The organism is Pseudomonas sp. B21-053 (assembly GCF_026016365.1).
Taxonomy (GTDB): domain Bacteria; phylum Pseudomonadota; class Gammaproteobacteria; order Pseudomonadales; family Pseudomonadaceae; genus Aquipseudomonas; species Aquipseudomonas nunensis.
Genome location: NZ_CP087205.1, coordinates 625238 through 640629, shown reverse-complemented (window position 1 = coordinate 640629; position 15392 = coordinate 625238). Strand labels below are relative to the sequence as shown.

The following is a 15392-nucleotide window of genomic DNA, read 5'->3' as shown; positions in this document are numbered from 1 at the left end:
GAAGCTTAGCGCGGCACAACCGGCTTGCGCGCAGGCTTTGGCCCTTTGCCTTTGGCCGCGTCCTTACGCTCCTTGGCAGCTTGCTGGTTGCGGGCGAACGCCGCAGCCTTGGCTTGTTCACGCTTGTCCCACGGGTTGCCACCATCGCTGGCACGCGGCGGCAGGCCGGTGTGCTGGGTCAGGATCTTGGTGGTCTTCTCGCCTGCCACTTTATGGCTGCCAGCCGGCGTCGAGTTCTTGCGACGGGCGCTCTGGTAGCTGTCGGTCGCCGGCTGATGCAGCGGGATCAACTGGTTCTTGCCCGGCCCGATCAGGTCGGCGCGGCCCATGCGGGTCAGCGCTTCACGCAGCATTGGCCAGCCTTTCGGGTCGTGGTAACGCAAGAACGCCTTGTGCAGGCGACGCTGCTCTTCGCTCTTGACGATGGTCACGGCGTCGCTCTTGTAAGTGACCTTGCGCAGCGGGTTCTTGCCCGAGTGGTACATCGCGGTGGCGGTGGCCATCGGAGACGGGTAGAACGCCTGCACCTGGTCGGCGCGGAAACCGTTGCCCTTGAGCCACAGGGCCAGATTCATCATGTCTTCGTCGGTGGTGCCCGGGTGGGCGGCGATGAAGTACGGAATCAGGTACTGCTCTTTCCCGGCTTCCTTGGAATATTTCTCGAACATGCGCTTGAACTTGTCATAGCTGCCAATGCCCGGTTTCATCATCTGGTTGAGCGGACCTTCCTCGGTGTGTTCCGGGGCGATCTTCAGGTAGCCACCGACGTGGTGGGTCACCAGCTCCTTGACGTATTCCGGCGACTCGACCGCGAGGTCGTAGCGCAGGCCGGAAGCAATCAGGATCTTCTTCACACCCGGCAAGGCACGGGCGCTGCGATACAGCTGGATCAGCGACGAGTGGTCGGTATTCAAATTCGGGCAGATGCCAGGGAACACGCACGATGGCTTGCGGCACGCGGATTCGATTTCCGGGCTCTTGCAGGCGATGCGGTACATGTTTGCGGTCGGGCCGCCGAGGTCGGAAATGACGCCGGTGAAGCCTGGCACCTTGTCGCGGATCTCTTCGATTTCGCGAATGATCGACTCTTCGGAACGGTTCTGGATGATCCGGCCTTCGTGCTCGGTGATCGAGCAGAACGTGCAGCCGCCGAAGCAGCCACGCATGATATTCACCGAGAAACGGATCATGTCGTAGGCCGGGATTTTTTCCTTGCCGTACGCCGGATGCGGAATCCGTGCGTAAGGCATGCCGAACACGTAGTCCATTTCCTCGGTGGTCATCGGAATCGGCGGCGGGTTGAACCAGACGTCGACTTCGCCATGCTTCTGCACCAGCGCACGGGCGTTGCCCGGGTTGGTTTCGAGGTGAAGCACGCGGTTGGCGTGAGCATAAAGAACGGCGTCGCCACGGACTTTCTCAACCGACGGCAGACGAATCACAGTCTTGTCACGCGTCATCTTCGGGCTAGCCAGGATCTGAACGACTTTGGCTTCTTCCGGATCGTCAAGCGGCCCCTTTTCCTGCTCGATGGCGCAGGCCTGGGTGTCCTGGGTATTCACGTACGGGTTGATGATCTTGTCGACCTTGCCCGGACGGTCGATGCGCGTGGAATCGACTTCGTACCAGTCTTTCGGCGTGTCACGACGGATGAACGCGGTGCCGCGCACGTCGGTGATGTCTTCGATCTTGTGACCGTAGGACAGACGCTGGGCGACTTCGACAATCGCACGCTCGGCGTTGCCGTACAGCAGAATGTCGGCGCTGGCGTCGATCAGGATCGAGTTGCGTACCCGGTCCTGCCAGTAATCGTAGTGGGCGATGCGGCGCAGGGAAGCTTCGATGCCACCGAGGACGATCGGCACGTTTTTATAGGCTTCCTTGCAGCGCTGGCTGTAGACCAGGCTCGCGCGATCCGGACGTTTGCCCGCCAGGCCACCAGGGGTGTAGGCGTCATCGGAACGGATTTTCTTGTCAGCGGTGTAGCGGTTGATCATCGAGTCCATGTTGCCGGCCGCGACACCGAAGAACAGGTTCGGCTCGCCGAGCTTCATGAAGTCGTCTTTGGACTGCCAGTTCGGCTGGGCAATGATCCCGACGCGGAAGCCTTGCGACTCCAGCAGCCGGCCGATGATCGCCATGCCGAACGACGGATGGTCAACATACGCATCGCCGGTGACGATGATGATGTCGCAGGAATCCCAGCCGAGCTGATCCATCTCCTCCCTGCTCATGGGCAGGAATGGCGCTGGCCCGAAACATTCGGCCCAGTACTTGGGATAGTCAAATAACGGCTTGGCTGCTTGCATCATGTCGATAACCGGTGTTGGCTTTCATTGAATTTCGCGGGCGCGGAATATAGCACAAAAAATAACCAATTCCGACGGCTATGGTCGGAAATTGCGCGCAACCCCTGTGGGAGCGGGCTTGCTCGCGAAAGCGGTGTGTCATTCAGCAAATAGAGTGAATGTGATACCGCTTTCGCGAGCAAGCCCGCTCCCACAGGTAAATTACTCGTCGTCGAAGTTGTAGCTACCCGGCGCGAGGTTTTCGAATCGGGTGTATTTACCGATAAACGCCAGTCGCGACGTACCGATCGGACCGTTCCGCTGCTTACCGATGATGATCTCGGCGATGCCCTTGTGCTCGGTTTCCGGGTGATACACCTCATCCCGGTACACGAACATGATTACGTCAGCATCCTGCTCGATCGCCCCGGATTCCCGGAGGTCGGAGTTGATCGGGCGTTTGTTCGGCCGTTGCTCCAGGGAGCGGTTGAGCTGCGAGAGCGCCACCACCGGGCAATTGAATTCCTTGGCCAGGGCTTTCAAGGAACGGGAGATTTCGGAAATCTCGTTGGTCCGGTTGTCGCCGCCGGAGCCTGGAATCTGCATCAATTGCAGGTAGTCGATCATGATCAGGGCGACATCGCCATGCTCACGCACCAGGCGCCGGGTCCGCGCGCGCATCTCCGAAGGGCTGATGCCCGCCGTATCGTCGATGAACAACTTGCGATCGTTGAGCAGGTTGACCGCCGAGGTCAGGCGCGGCCAATCGTCGTCGTCGAGGCGACCGGCCCGGACCTTGGTCTGGTCGATACGGCCCAGGGACGACAACATACGCATGATCAGCGATTCACCTGGCATCTCCAGCGAGTAGACCAGGACGCACTTATCGCTGCGCAACACCGCGTTTTCCACCAGGTTCATCGCAAAGGTGGTTTTACCCATGGACGGACGGCCGGCGACGATGATCAGGTCGGACGGCTGCAGGCCGCTGGTCATCCCGTCGAGGTCGGTGTAGCCGGTGGACAGGCCAGTGATGGCGTTGTCGGTGTTGAACAAAGTGTCGATGCGGTCGATGGCCTTGGTCAGCAGGTCATTCACGCTCACCGGGCCGCCGGTTTTTGGCCGGGCCTCGGCGATCTGGAAGATCTGTCGTTCGGCTTCGTCGAGAATTTCTTCAGCGGTGCGGCCTTCCGGGTTGAAGGCGCTGTCGGCAATCTCGCTGGCGATGCCGATCAGTTGGCGCAAGGTCGCCCGCGCACGGACGATCTGGGCATACGCCTTGATGTTGGCGACGGACGGCGTGTTTTTTGCCAGTTCGCCGAGGTAACCGAGGCCACCCACTTGCGAGGTCTGACCTTCCTTGTCCAATTGCTCGGCCAGGGTCACGACGTCGATTGGCGAGTTCATGTCCGCCAGTTTGGCGATCGCACGGAAGATCAGGCGGTGGTCATGTCGATAGAAATCGCCGTCCGATACTTGATCGAGCACGCGTTCCCAGGCGTTGTTGTCCAGCATCAAACCACCGAGCACGGCCTGTTCGGCCTCGATGGAATGCGGCGGCACCTTCAGGGCAGCAGTTTGCAGATCGTATTGCTCAGGAGCGGAGATATCGTTCATGGCCACTTGGTTATTTTATGAAAAGCAGGGATTACAGAAAGACAAAGGGCACGACCTGTAAACAGGATCGTGCCCGATGTTACCGGCAAGCACCCGAGGGTGCCAGCCGACAAGTGCTGCTTAAGCTGCTACCACGACAACGCGTACGGTGGCTTCAACTTCGGCGTGCAGGTGCACGGCTACGTCGAATTCACCTACGTTACGGATAGTGCCGTTCGGCAGACGAACTTCGCTTTTTGCAACTTCAACGCCAGAGGCGGTCAGTGCATCAGCGATGTCGTGAGTACCGATCGAACCGAACAGCTTGCCTTCGTCACCGGCGGTGGCAGTGATAGTCACTTCCAGCTCAGCCAGTTGGGCGGCGCGGTTTTCAGCCGAAGTTTTGCGGTCTGCTGCGGCTTTTTCCAGCTCAGCGCGACGCTCTTCGAACGCAGCCACGTTGGCAGCGGTCGCAGCGGTAGCTTTGCCGTAAGGCAGCAGGTAGTTACGACCGTAACCAGCCTTAACGTTCACTTTGTCACCCAGGTTGCCCAGGTTGGTGACTTTTTCCAGAAGGATCAGTTGCATGTGAAAATCCTCTTAACTTTTAACCTTCACCGTTCGCGTTATCGGCGTCTTTCGACTGCAGACGACCGCGAAAATCAATCAGGCTGTCGACGATGGCCAAGACCACCAGCAACGGATAGATCAGCTGCATGAACAGCAACAGCGTTACGTACAACCCGACCAGCCAGAATCGGCCCAGTCGCTTTTGCGCCACCAGCCCGTGAATCAGGGCCAGCCCGGCGAATACCAGCGGTACACTGCACAACGGCGTCAACATCGCCAACTGGGAACCGAAGTTCGGCCCCAGCAGCATGAACGCCAGCAGTAACATCGCCAGCCCCAGCGGGAATCGGATGGCGCGAAACTCGCGACCAAATCCACCCGGGTTGTACAACAACGCCTGCCAGTAGCGCCCGACAAGCAGGCTCAGCACACTGACGATTTGCAACAAGGCCGCAATCAGGCCGGTCAGGACCGGTGCAATCAGGGACGCGAAACGCGCTTGCTCATCTACCGACAACTTCTGGTAGACATCACCGAGTAGCGACGGCATGACCTTTATCAAGGCCTGCGCCAGCATCTCGATTTGGGGAGCAAAAGCTGTCCCCAGCACCACTGCAAACACCACTCCCATCGCTATGCTGACCAGCAGCACGCGGTTCCAGGACTCGCTTGCGCGCAAAACCAACGCAAGGCTCGAAGACCCCAGCAGCACCAGAAGTGCCCGTGGGTCATCGGAGTAAAGCCACCAGACCAAGGCCGGCAGCAGTCCCAGAGCAAGTACGCCAATGGCGTCCTTCAATCCGCGCCGCAGGAGCACAAGGCATCCAGCGGCAGCACCCAACCAATACAACAACGGCAATGTCGCGCATCCAGCCACTACCAGAGTGGCCTGCACACGGCCGCGCATGATGAACTCAGCTATGGCGCGCATGCATTCAATCCTTTGCTACGTGTCGACTGCCCGGTCTCAGCGGCCGTGGCTGTCGGTGTAGGCCAGCAGGGCCAGGAAGCGGGCGCGCTTGATAGCGGTGGCCAGCTGACGCTGATAACGAGCTTTGGTACCGGTGATACGGCTTGGAACGATTTTGCCGGTCTCGGATACGTATGCTTTCAGGGTGTTGAGATCTTTGTAATCGATCTCTTTCACGTCTTCAGCGGTGAAGCGGCAGAATTTACGACGACGGAAGAAACGTGCCATGTAATAGGCTCCTCAAAAGGTCCGTGGATTACTCGTCAGCGTTATCGCTGTTGTCGCTGTCATCACTGTCAACGCCTTCGGCGTCGGAGTGCTCAGGACGGTCGCGACGCTCACGGCGCTCACTGCGGTTTTCTTCAGCCTTGAGCATCTCGGATTGGCCGGTAACGGCTTCTTCGCGACGGATGACCAGGTTACGGATCACTGCATCGTTGTAGCGGAAGTTGTCTTCCAGCTCGGCCAGGGCCTTGCCAGTGCATTCAACGTTCAGCATCACGTAGTGAGCCTTGTGAACATTGTTGATTGCGTAGGCCAGTTGACGACGGCCCCAATCTTCCAGACGGTGGATTTTGCCGCCGTCTTCTTCGATCAGCTTGGTGTAACGCTCTACCATGCCGCCGACTTGCTCGCTTTGATCCGGGTGGACCAAAAAGATGATTTCGTAATGACGCATGAATGCTCCTTACGGGTTGTAGCCTGCCGCTCAAAAGCGGTCAGACAAGGAGTGAATGACACTTATGGACTTGCTTGCGATAGACACATGCGTGCCTGCCGTCACAGCAAGGGGCGCAATTGTAGAGAAGGGACAGGAGAGGTGCAAGGCAATTGGTGATTATTTGAACAATCACCTGGACTCAATTCCGAACACCTGTAGGAGCTGTAGGAGCTGTCGAGTGAAACGAGGCTGCGATCTTTTGATCTTGCTCTTAAAAAACAACATCAAAAGATCGCAGCCTCGTTTCACTCGACAGCTCCTACGGGTCCCACGGGTCCTGCGTAGTGTCAGGACTTTTTGGTGGCGGCTTTAACGCTGCGCTGGCGCTGGGCTTCGAACAGACAGACGCCAGTCGCCACGGAAACGTTGAGGCTGCTGACGCTGCCGGCCATCGGCAAGTGCACCAGGTAGTCGCACAGATCACGAGTCAGACGACGCATGCCGCTGCCTTCCGCGCCCATGATCAGGATGGTCGGGCCGGTCATGTCATGCTGATACAGGCTCTGCTCAGCCTCGCCCGCCGTACCGACGACCCACAAGCCACGCTGCTTGAGTTTTTCCAGGGTGCGCGCCAGGTTGGTCACGGCAACCAACGGAATCACTTCCGCCGCACCGCAGGCCACTTTACGTACCGTCGGGGTCAGGGTGGCCGACTTGTCTTTCGGCACGATCACCGCCAGCGCGCCGGCCGCATCGGCCGAACGCAGGCAAGCGCCGAGGTTGTGCGGATCGGTCACGCCGTCGAGCACCAGCAGCAGCGGTGCGCCTTCGGAGCGATCGAGCAGCTCGTCGAGCATCGCCTCGCCCCAGACCTGGCTCGGACTCACGTCCGCGACCACGCCTTGGTGCACGCCTTCGACCCAGGCATCCAGCTCGCGACGCTCGGCGTTGCCGACAGGCACACGATTGTCGTTTGCCAGCTGGATCAACGTCTGAACCCGCGGATCGCTGCGGCCTTCAGCTAACCAGATCTGCTTGACGCGTTTTGGGTGGTGACGCAACAACGCTTCTACCGCATGCACGCCGTAGATTTTTTCCAACTGACTCATGACTTGGCCTTAGGTTTACGCGCCCCGCCGCTTTTGGCAGCTGGAGCCGAGCCCGATTTTGGCGGGCCTTTACGGTGTTTGCTCGGCTTGCTGCCGGGAGCCTTGTCAGGCGCCGACCGTCCGGTCTTTCCCCCAGACGCCGCTTTACCGCCGCTTTTCGCTTCAGACAGCAACGCCTGTTTCAGTTCACGACTTTTACGCAGCTCGGCGTTTTTCGCCGCCGCATCGCTCGGGCGATAAGCTTCGGGCGCTTTTTCCTTGGCAGGACGACGACCGGTTTTCGCCGGGGCCGGTTCTGCGGCAGTTTTAGCTGCAGTCCTGGCGGCTGGCTCAGCCCTTTCGTTGCCGCGCTTCTTGCGACCGATCGGCGCGCTGATGGTCTTTTCAGCCATCTCGAAGTCGATCTTGCGTTCGTCGAGGTCGACGCGCATCACGCGCACTTCAACGGTGTCGCCGAGGCGGAAGCTGCGACCGGTACGCTCACCGGCGAGGCGGTGATGCACAGGATCGAAGTGGTAGTAGTCGCCCGGCAGCGCGGTGACATGCACCAGGCCTTCGACGTAGATGTCGGTCAGTTCGACGAACAGGCCGAAACCGGTCACGGCGGTGATCACACCCGGGAACGATTCGCCCACGCGATCTTTCATGAACTCGCACTTGAGCCAGTTCACCACGTCGCGGGTCGCTTCGTCGGCACGGCGCTCGCTCATCGAGCACTGCTCGCCGAGTTGCTCCAGGGCCGCTTCGTCGTACGGATAAATCCGCGCCTTCGGAATGGTCATCGCACCGGCACGGCGAACGTGCGGGGTGTCTTGCTTGGAGTGGATAACGCTGCGGATCGCCCGGTGCGTGAGCAAGTCCGGGTAGCGGCGGATCGGCGAGGTGAAGTGGGTATAGGCTTCGTAATTCAGGCCGAAGTGGCCCTGGTTATCAGCGCTATACACCGCTTGGCTCAACGAACGCAACATGACGGTCTGGATCAGATGGAAATCCGGACGGTCCTTGATGCTCGCCAGCAACGCCTGGTAATCCTTCGGCGACGGGCCGTCCTTGCCTTTGTGCAGGGACAGGCCGAGCTCGCCAAGGAAGGCGCGCAGTTTTTCCAGACGCTCCGGTGGCGGACCGTTGTGCACGCGATACAGCGCAGGAATTTCGTGCTTCTTCAGGAATTCAGCAGTGGCCACGTTGGCCGCCAGCATGCATTCCTCGATCAGCTTGTGCGCATCGTTACGAACGGTCGGACGGATTTCGGCGATCTTGCGCTCGGTGCCGAAGATGATCCGGGTTTCCTGGGTTTCGAAATCGATCGCGCCACGCACGTGACGAGCGCCCAGCAGCACTTTGTACAGTGCGTAAAGCTGCTTGAGGTGTGGCAGAACGTCGGTGTACTCGCCGCGAAGCTGACGTGCTTCGGTAAGTTTCGGCGTTTCGAGCATCGCGCTGACTTTGTTGTAGGTCAGGCGAGCATGGGAGTGAATCACCGCTTCGTAGAAGCAGTAGTCGGTCATCTCGCCGGATTTGGAGATGGTCATCTCGCAAACCATGGCCAGGCGATCGACGTGCGGATTCAGCGAGCACAGGCCATTGGACAACTGCTCAGGGAGCATCGGCACTACGCGCTCGGGGAAGTACACCGAGTTGCCGCGAACCTGGGATTCGTTGTCCAGCGCCGAACCAATCTTCACGTAGCTGGAGACGTCGGCAATCGCCACGTACAACTTCCAGCCACCGGAGAACAGGCGCAGCTTGCCTGGCTTGGATTCGCAGTAAACCGCGTCATCGAAGTCGCGCGCATCTTCACCGTCGATGGTCACGAACGGCAGATGGCGCAGGTCGATGCGCTTCTCTTTGTCTTTCTCTTCGACTTCAGGCTTGAGCTTGGCGGCTTCTTTCAACACCGCCTCAGGCCATACGTGCGGGATATCGTACGCGCGCAGGGCGACATCGATTTCCATGCCCGGCGCCATGTAGTTACCCACGACTTCAACCACGTCGCCTTGCGGCTGGAAGCGTGGCGTCGGCCAGTGAGTGATCTTCACTTCGACGAACTGACCAATCTGCGCGTTGGCGTTGCGGCCCGGGGTGACCAGCACTTCTTGCTGGATCTTCGGGTTATCCGCGACGACGAAGCCGATACCGCCTTCTTCGAAGTAGCGGCCGACGATGGTCTCGTGGGCACGGGACACGACTTCGACGATCATGCCTTCGCGGCGACCGCGACGGTCAAGGCCGGAAACACGCGCCAGGGCACGGTCGCCGTCGAACACCAGACGCATTTGCGCCGGGCTCATGAACAGATCGTCACTGCCGTCGTCCGGGACCAGGAAGCCGAAGCCGTCACGGTGACCGCTGATGCGGCCCAGGATCAGGTCGAGCTTGTCCACCGGCGCATACGTGCCGCGACGGGTATAGATGAGTTGAGCGTCGCGCTCCATGGCGCGCAGGCGGCGACGCAGGGCTTCGATCTGGTCTTCTGTGGTAAGACCAAACTCCTCGACCAGCTGCTCGCGGTTAGCAGGCGAACCTCGATCAGCAAGGTGCTGAAGGATCAGTTCGCGGCTAGGAATAGGGTTTTCATATTTTTCCGCTTCACGAGCGGCCTCGGGATCGAGGGACTGCCAATCGGCCATTAGAGAGTTTTCACCTTGTCTATATGCGGGTTAGTTTGGCATAGGCGTAATGAAACGGGAAATTTCAGACTGTGACAGCCCATCTAAAGCCCTTTATCGACACCGAGAAACCGAATTAAATGCCATTGGCGAAATTTTCCAGGTTTTTTTGGTGGCAGGGGTTTACAGTTAAAAAGACGCTCCGTATAGTGCGCGCCATCGACGACGCACTAGCGTTACCGATACTGCCCAGATGGTGAAATTGGTAGACACGCCAGCTTCAGGTGCTGGTGACCGCAAGGTCGTGGAAGTTCGAGTCTTCTTCTGGGCACCAATTTCGAGCTTGAGATTAGATCAATTTCAAGGCTCACACAAAAACCCGCGAAAGCGGGTTTTTTGCATTCAGGGCTTCTGATTTATTAAAACCAAATCAGGGGTTTACAGATTAAAAAGCTCTCCGTATAGTGCGCCACATCAACAGCGGCAACGTTGCTGATACTGCCCAGATGGTGAAATTGGTAGACACGCCAGCTTCAGGTGCTGGTGACCGCAAGGTCGTGGAAGTTCGAGTCTTCTTCTGGGCACCAATTCAAATTTCAGAGTCGATCTGGAATTTCACAAAAACCCGCGAAAGCGGGTTTTTGCGTTTCTGGCTTTTAAAAACCCCATGGCGCCTATGCCCGCCCCTGTAGGAGCTGCCGAAGGCTGCGATCTTTTGATCTGCAACGATTTCAGCTCCACCAACAATCAAGATCAAAAGATCGCAGCCTTCGGCAGCTCCTACGGGGGTCAGCATTGTGCCCGAGACCGCGCTAGCAGCGCCCTGTCCCTCCCTCAAAGCGCACTTGAGAAACAATATCGTTTATCATTGTTGCAAGTTTTTGCAATGCGACAGTGAGGAACCCTGCGAATGATGTTTCGAAATACCCTGCGCCGAAGCCTGACCTTCACCCTTCTCGGCCTGGCCCTCGCCACTCCCCTCACCCAAGCCGCCGACCCGGTTTCCCTGACGCTGTATAACGGCCAGCACAAGGAAGTCGGCGATGCTGTCGCCAAAGCCTTCGAAGCCAAGACCGGGATTCACGTCAATGTGCGCAAGGGCAGCAGCAACCAGCTCGCCAGCCAGGTCGTCGAAGAAGGTGATCGCTCCCCTGCCGACGTGATCTACACCGAAGAGTCGCCGCCGCTGAACAAACTCGGCGAACAAGGCCTGTTGGCCCAGACCGACGCCGCCACCCTCGCCGTCCTGCCGAAAGATTACGTCGCCGGCAACGGCACCTGGATCGGCATCACTGCCCGGGTCCGCGTGGTCGCTTTCAACCCGAAACTGATCGACGAAAAAGACCTGCCGAAGTCAGTCATGGAATTCTCCGATCCTAAATGGCAAGGCAAGGTCGGCTTCGTGCCTACCAGCGGCGCCTTCCAGGAACAGGCTGTGGCGATCATCAAGACCCATGGCATGGACGCTGCCGAAGAATGGCTGACCGGCCTGCGTGCTTTCGGCAAGGTCTACAGCAACAACATGGTGGCACTGAAAGCCGTGGAAAACGGCGAAGTCGCCACGGTGCTGGTGAACAACTACTACTGGTTTGCCTTGCAGCGTGAAAAAGGCCAGCTCGACTCGAAACTGCATTACTTCACCGGCGGCGACGTCGGCGGCTTGATTACGGTTTCCAGCGCTGCCGTGCTGAAATCCAGCAAACATCCAAAAGAAGCCCAGCAATTTCTCGCCTACATGGCCAGCGAAGAAGGCCAGCGTGTGATCACCCAGACCACCGCCGAATATCCGCTGCACAAAGGCATGGAATCGGATCGCGGGCTCAAGCCGTTCAGCGAACTCGAAGCGCCGAAAGTCACCCCGGCCGATCTCGGCAATGCCGAAGAAGCCCTGGACCTGGAACGTGACGTTGGCTTGAACTGATGAGCGCATCGCTATCCGCCCCCGCCGCGCGCGGGGGTTACGTGCCAAGGCGCAAGCGGCCGTCAATCTGGTTGTTGTTGCCGGTATTACTGCTGGTTGTCCTCAGCCTGTTGCCGCTGGCGTATGTTGGGCTCAAGACCTGGCAAGCAGGCTGGGCGGAAGCATTGCACCTGTTGTGGCGGCCATATGTGTTTGGCCTGCTGCGCAACACGCTGTCGCTGATGGTCGGCGTCACCGTGGCGTGTGGCGTGATCGGTTTGTCGCTGGCTTGGCTGCTGGAGCGCAGCAATCTGAAGGGACGGCGCCTGTGGGGCGTGATCCTGTGCTTGCCGTTCGCTGTGCCGGCGTTTGTCAGCAGCTTCACCTGGGTTTCCTTGAGCGCGCATTTCGAAGGTTTGGGCGGGGCGATTATAGTGATGACCCTGTCCAAGTATCCGCTGGTGTTTCTGCCGGTGGCGGCGACCCTGCGCAATCTTGATCCATCACTGGAAGAGTCCGCCCGCACCCTGGGGCAGAATCGCTGGGGCGTGTTTTTCAGGATCACCCTGCCGTTGCTCTGGCCATCGCTTTTGGCTGGCTCGCTGCTGATTGCGCTGCACATGCTGGTGGAGTTCGGCGCGCTGTCGATCATCGGCCTGCAAACCTTCACTACCGCGATCTATCAACAGTTCGAGCTGGAATTCAGCAACGCCAATGCCGCAATGCTGTCGGCGGTGCTGCTGGCTCTGTGTCTGGTGCTGTTGTGGCTGGAATTGCGCGTGCGCGGCAAAGGTCGGCACGTGCGTACTGGTCAGGGTGCGGCGCGGCATGCAGAACAGGTTCGTCTCGGACCTTGGGCTGCCGCCGGACAGGTTTATTGCCTGGCACTGGCAATCATCGGCAGCGGGATTCCGCTAGGGATGCTGGCGTACTGGTTGGCGGTCGGCTCATCGGCCGCGCTCCCGGTGGCAGCGATCAGCGAGGCTTTGCTGTCGTCACTGGCACTGTCGTTGGGCGGCGCGGCGCTGTGCCTGATTCTGGCAGTGCCGGTTGGGTTGCTGGTGGTGCGCTACAAAGGCCAACTGGCGATCTGGGCCGAGCGTTTGCCGTATCTGCTGCATGCGCTGCCAGGCCTGGTGATTGCGCTGACCCTGGTGTATTTCGCCCTGCACTATGTGCCGGCGCTGTACCAGACGTCGATGTTGTTGCTGATCGCTTACGCACTGTTGTTCCTGCCGCTTGCTCAGGCACCGATTCGCACAGCTCTGAACAAGGCGGCGCCACAGCTGGAAGAGGCGGCTCGCACACTGGGTGCGTCGTCGTTCAGTGCGTTTTGCCGGGTGACCTTGCCGATTATCTTCCCGGCATTGGGCGCGGCGTTTGCGCTGGTGTTTCTGGCTGCGATGAAGGAATTGACGGCGACGTTGCTGCTGAGCCCGACCGGGTTGAATACGCTGGCTACGGAAGTCTGGGCGCATACCGCGAACGTGGAGTTTGCGGCGGCGGCGCCTTATGCGGCGTTGTTGATTTTGGTGTCGGGGTTGCCGGTTTATCTGTTGACGACGCGGATGTATTTGAGCCGCTGAAAAGCTTCGCGGGCAAGCCTCGCTCCTACAGGGGTCGCGTGACCAATGTAGGAGCGAGGCTTGCCCGCGAAGGCGTCAGCCCAACCAATACAAATCCTAAGCCCTGAACTGCCCTAGGCTGGCCTTCAACTGCGCTGCCAACCCATCCAGCACTTTGCCGCTGGCCGTAGTTTCCACCACCGCCTGAGCCGCTTTCTCAGCCTGCGCATGAATCGTCTCAACCCGACCCCGCACCGCTTGCGCGCCCTGCGCCTGATGCGCTGCTGCCTGAGTCGCCAGGCCTATCGCCGCATGCACTTGCTCAACCGAAGCCTGCACCGACTGCTGCAACCGCGCGCTGTCACGCAACACCAGCAACCCTTCGCTGGCCTGGCGTCCGGCCTGACCAATCGCCGCTACCGCCTCACGCGCACCTTGCTGCAAGGCCACGATATGCGCCTGGATGTCGCCGGTAGAACTTTGTGTCTTGCTCGCCAGCGCCCGGACTTCGTCTGCCACCACGGCAAACCCACGACCGGTCTCACCCGCACGTGCCGCTTCGATGGCGGCATTGAGCGCCAACAAGTTGGTTTGCTCGGCAATCCCGTGGATCACCGTCAGCACCACTTCAATCTGCTCGCTCTGCTGCGCCAGACGCTCGATGACTTTCGCACCGGTATCAACCTGCCCGGCCAACGCCTCGATCAGACTGCCGACTTTCGCCGAGGTCCGGGTGTTCTCATCGGTGGCGGAACGAATATCCACCACTTGCTGCAACGCGGCTTGCATCGCGTGGCTTTCCGACTGCGCTTCATCGGCCATTTGCGACAACGCGCGCAGGCTCTCGGCCACTTCATCGCGCTGCATGCCCGCAGCCGCGTCGGCCCCGGCATTGCGCAAGGTCATGGCGCCGATTTCCACACCGGTACGCTGGGCCACATCGCCCGCCTCGCGCACGATCGGCTGCAACTTATCCACAAAGCGATTGACCGCCGAGGCCATGTCGCCGATTTCGTCCTTGCTGTTGATCTGCACACGCTTGGTCAGGTCACCTTCGCCCGCCGCCAGATCATCCATGGCGGCAATCAGCATTTTCAGGCGATTGACTACGCGACGACCCAACACCACGGCCAGCAACAGCAACACGCCGAAACCAACCACCGCCAGGCCCATGCCGATGCGCCAGCGCAAAGTGCCCGCCGCTTGCTGCACGGTGCTAGTCGTGTTGGCCTGCATTTCAGACGCCGTGGACTGCGCCGACTTCAGACGCGCGCCCATCGCCGCTGCGCTATCAGCCGCCGCGCCTTTGAGGCTGTCGCCGACCAGTTGATCACTGCTGGCGATCAGCGCGGTGAAGCGCTTGTCCAGAGCTGCCAGATCGACCTCTACCGAAGCGGTAGAAACGCCCATCAATACCTTGCCGATTTCCACGCCATTGGGGCTGATCGAGGCTTCGAGGTAGTAGACCGATGGATCGTTCTTCGCCGCATCCAGCACTTTGTCCAAGGCGCGCTCGCCCTGGCCTTTCTCCAGCAACGCTTTGTTGATCGGGTTTTCGCGATTCAAATAGCGGGTCAGGTGCTGGCCGGTGGCGTCGTCGTAGATCACGAACAACACATTCGGATTGCGCTGGGCCCGGCGGGCGAATTCGGACAGGGTTGGAACGTCGCTGTCCCACATGGCGCGGGGTGCGACCGAGGCAAGAAGCTGCGCCATATCATTGGCGGAGTCCTTCAGGTCTTTTTCCAATGTCCCACGCAATTGCGCCTGCTCGTCCTTCAGACGCGAGGACAGGCCGGCGGTGAGTCGCTGACGGGTATTGGTCGAAAGGCTGTCCAGGCTCGACGTGACTTCACGCCCCGCCTGCTCCAGTTCACCAGAGAGTTTTTGACTGTCAGCACCCAGGCGCACGCCTAGATCGGCCTCCAGCGCGGTGACTGTGCTCCGGGTCAGGGCGACGGCGACCAGCACTTGCACCAAAAGGGCGATACCAAGGGTAACGAACACGGGCCGCAGGAGACGGCTTTGTAACAGTGAGAGAATGGCTGACACGGGATTATCCCTCTGCTTTGACGCCATTAAATTGATGGCACGCCAGAAGGCATAATTACAGCAAAGGTCGTG

General features: G+C 59.6%; 12 protein-coding genes and 2 tRNA genes. 4 read left to right on the top strand and 10 right to left on the bottom strand.

Translation table 11 applies throughout. From position 1 onward, the window contains the following. Positions 1–5: 5 nt before the first annotated feature. From LOY68_RS02775 to rnr, 8 genes are all read right to left on the bottom strand, one after another. The gene (locus LOY68_RS02775; RefSeq protein WP_054044106.1) at positions 6–2309 is read right to left on the bottom strand and encodes a YgiQ family radical SAM protein; all 2304 of its coding nucleotides are present in this window, start codon (positions 2307–2309) and stop codon (positions 6–8) included. A gap of 201 nt (positions 2310–2510) precedes the next feature. Further along, on the bottom strand, positions 2511–3905 hold the full coding sequence (dnaB, locus tag LOY68_RS02765) for a replicative DNA helicase (RefSeq protein WP_054044099.1): 1395 nt from the start codon (positions 3903–3905) through the stop codon (positions 2511–2513). A 120-nt stretch (positions 3906–4025) separates the two neighbouring features. Next, positions 4026–4472 (bottom strand): 50S ribosomal protein L9, encoded by a 447-nt coding sequence (gene rplI / locus LOY68_RS02760; protein ID WP_054044100.1) that lies wholly within the window; start codon positions 4470–4472, stop codon positions 4026–4028. Between the two features lie 19 nt (positions 4473–4491). Then, positions 4492–5385, bottom strand: a complete 894-nt coding sequence (locus LOY68_RS02755; RefSeq protein ID WP_054044101.1) for a hypothetical protein — start codon at positions 5383–5385, stop codon at positions 4492–4494. A 36-nt stretch (positions 5386–5421) separates the two neighbouring features. Next, entirely contained in the window at positions 5422–5652 is a 231-nt protein-coding gene (gene rpsR, locus LOY68_RS02750) for a 30S ribosomal protein S18 (protein WP_002551829.1), read from the bottom strand. 28 nt (positions 5653–5680) lie between these two features. Continuing rightward, a complete protein-coding gene (gene rpsF / locus LOY68_RS02745) occupies positions 5681–6103 on the bottom strand; it encodes a 30S ribosomal protein S6 (RefSeq protein WP_007939579.1) in 423 nt (140 codons plus the stop codon). A 329-nt stretch (positions 6104–6432) separates the two neighbouring features. Then, complete coding sequence (gene rlmB / locus LOY68_RS02740; protein ID WP_054044102.1) at positions 6433–7194, bottom strand: 23S rRNA (guanosine(2251)-2'-O)-methyltransferase RlmB; 762 nt, start codon at positions 7192–7194, stop codon at positions 6433–6435. Next, the gene (gene rnr, locus LOY68_RS02735; protein ID WP_265042716.1) at positions 7191–9824 is read right to left on the bottom strand and encodes a ribonuclease R; all 2634 of its coding nucleotides are present in this window, start codon (positions 9822–9824) and stop codon (positions 7191–7193) included. Before rnr ends, rlmB begins: the two co-directional genes overlap by 4 nt. A 226-nt stretch (positions 9825–10050) precedes the next feature. Between rnr and LOY68_RS02730 the strand changes: the two genes are divergently transcribed. Together LOY68_RS02730 and LOY68_RS02725 are read left to right on the top strand one after the other, a co-directional pair. Beyond that, a tRNA-Leu gene (locus tag LOY68_RS02730) sits at positions 10051–10137 on the top strand. A 166-nt stretch (positions 10138–10303) separates the two neighbouring features. Beyond that, positions 10304–10390 (top strand) — tRNA-Leu (locus LOY68_RS02725). 2 nt (positions 10391–10392) lie between these two features. On the opposite strand, the gene LOY68_RS02720 is transcribed toward LOY68_RS02725, so the two are convergent. Beyond that, positions 10393–10599 carry a hypothetical protein gene (locus LOY68_RS02720; RefSeq protein WP_265042714.1) on the bottom strand — a complete coding sequence of 69 codons (207 nt, stop codon included), beginning with the start codon at positions 10597–10599 and terminating at the stop codon, positions 10393–10395. A 114-nt stretch (positions 10600–10713) separates the two neighbouring features. Between LOY68_RS02720 and LOY68_RS02715 the strand changes: the two genes are divergently transcribed. Both LOY68_RS02715 and LOY68_RS02710 read left to right on the top strand, forming a co-directional pair. Continuing rightward, entirely contained in the window at positions 10714–11724 is a 1011-nt protein-coding gene (locus LOY68_RS02715) for an extracellular solute-binding protein (protein WP_054053374.1), read from the top strand. Then, entirely contained in the window at positions 11724–13289 is a 1566-nt protein-coding gene (locus tag LOY68_RS02710) for an ABC transporter permease (RefSeq protein ID WP_265042712.1), read from the top strand. The genes LOY68_RS02715 and LOY68_RS02710 overlap by 1 nt, the downstream gene beginning before the upstream one ends. Positions 13290–13385: 96 nt before the next feature. Here LOY68_RS02710 and LOY68_RS02705 read toward each other — a convergent pair whose 3' ends face one another. Next, positions 13386–15320 (bottom strand): methyl-accepting chemotaxis protein, encoded by a 1935-nt coding sequence (locus LOY68_RS02705; RefSeq protein WP_163908009.1) that lies wholly within the window; start codon positions 15318–15320, stop codon positions 13386–13388. Positions 15321–15392: the final 72 nt, after the last annotated feature.

Excerpts from the sequence above, each read along its gene's own strand:
- LOY68_RS02775 (WP_054044106.1), bottom strand. The coding sequence starts at position 2,309 with ATGCAAGCAGCCAAGCCGTTATTTGACTATCCCAAGTACTGGGCCGAA.
- rpsF (WP_007939579.1), bottom strand. The coding sequence starts at position 6,103 with ATGCGTCATTACGAAATCATCTTTTTGGTCCACCCGGATCAAAGCGAG.
- LOY68_RS02755 (WP_054044101.1), bottom strand. The coding sequence starts at position 5,385 with ATGCGCGCCATAGCTGAGTTCATCATGCGCGGCCGTGTGCAGGCCACT.
- LOY68_RS02715 (WP_054053374.1), top strand. The coding sequence starts at position 10,714 with ATGATGTTTCGAAATACCCTGCGCCGAAGCCTGACCTTCACCCTTCTC.
- rpsR (WP_002551829.1), bottom strand. The coding sequence starts at position 5,652 with ATGGCACGTTTCTTCCGTCGTCGTAAATTCTGCCGCTTCACCGCTGAA.
- rlmB (WP_054044102.1), bottom strand. The coding sequence starts at position 7,194 with ATGAGTCAGTTGGAAAAAATCTACGGCGTGCATGCGGTAGAAGCGTTG.
- rplI (WP_054044100.1), bottom strand. The coding sequence starts at position 4,472 with ATGCAACTGATCCTTCTGGAAAAAGTCACCAACCTGGGCAACCTGGGT.
- LOY68_RS02720 (WP_265042714.1), bottom strand. The coding sequence starts at position 10,599 with ATGCTGACCCCCGTAGGAGCTGCCGAAGGCTGCGATCTTTTGATCTTG.
- LOY68_RS02710 (WP_265042712.1), top strand. The coding sequence starts at position 11,724 with ATGAGCGCATCGCTATCCGCCCCCGCCGCGCGCGGGGGTTACGTGCCA.
- dnaB (WP_054044099.1), bottom strand. The coding sequence starts at position 3,905 with ATGAACGATATCTCCGCTCCTGAGCAATACGATCTGCAAACTGCTGCC.
- rnr (WP_265042716.1), bottom strand. The coding sequence starts at position 9,824 with ATGGCCGATTGGCAGTCCCTCGATCCCGAGGCCGCTCGTGAAGCGGAA.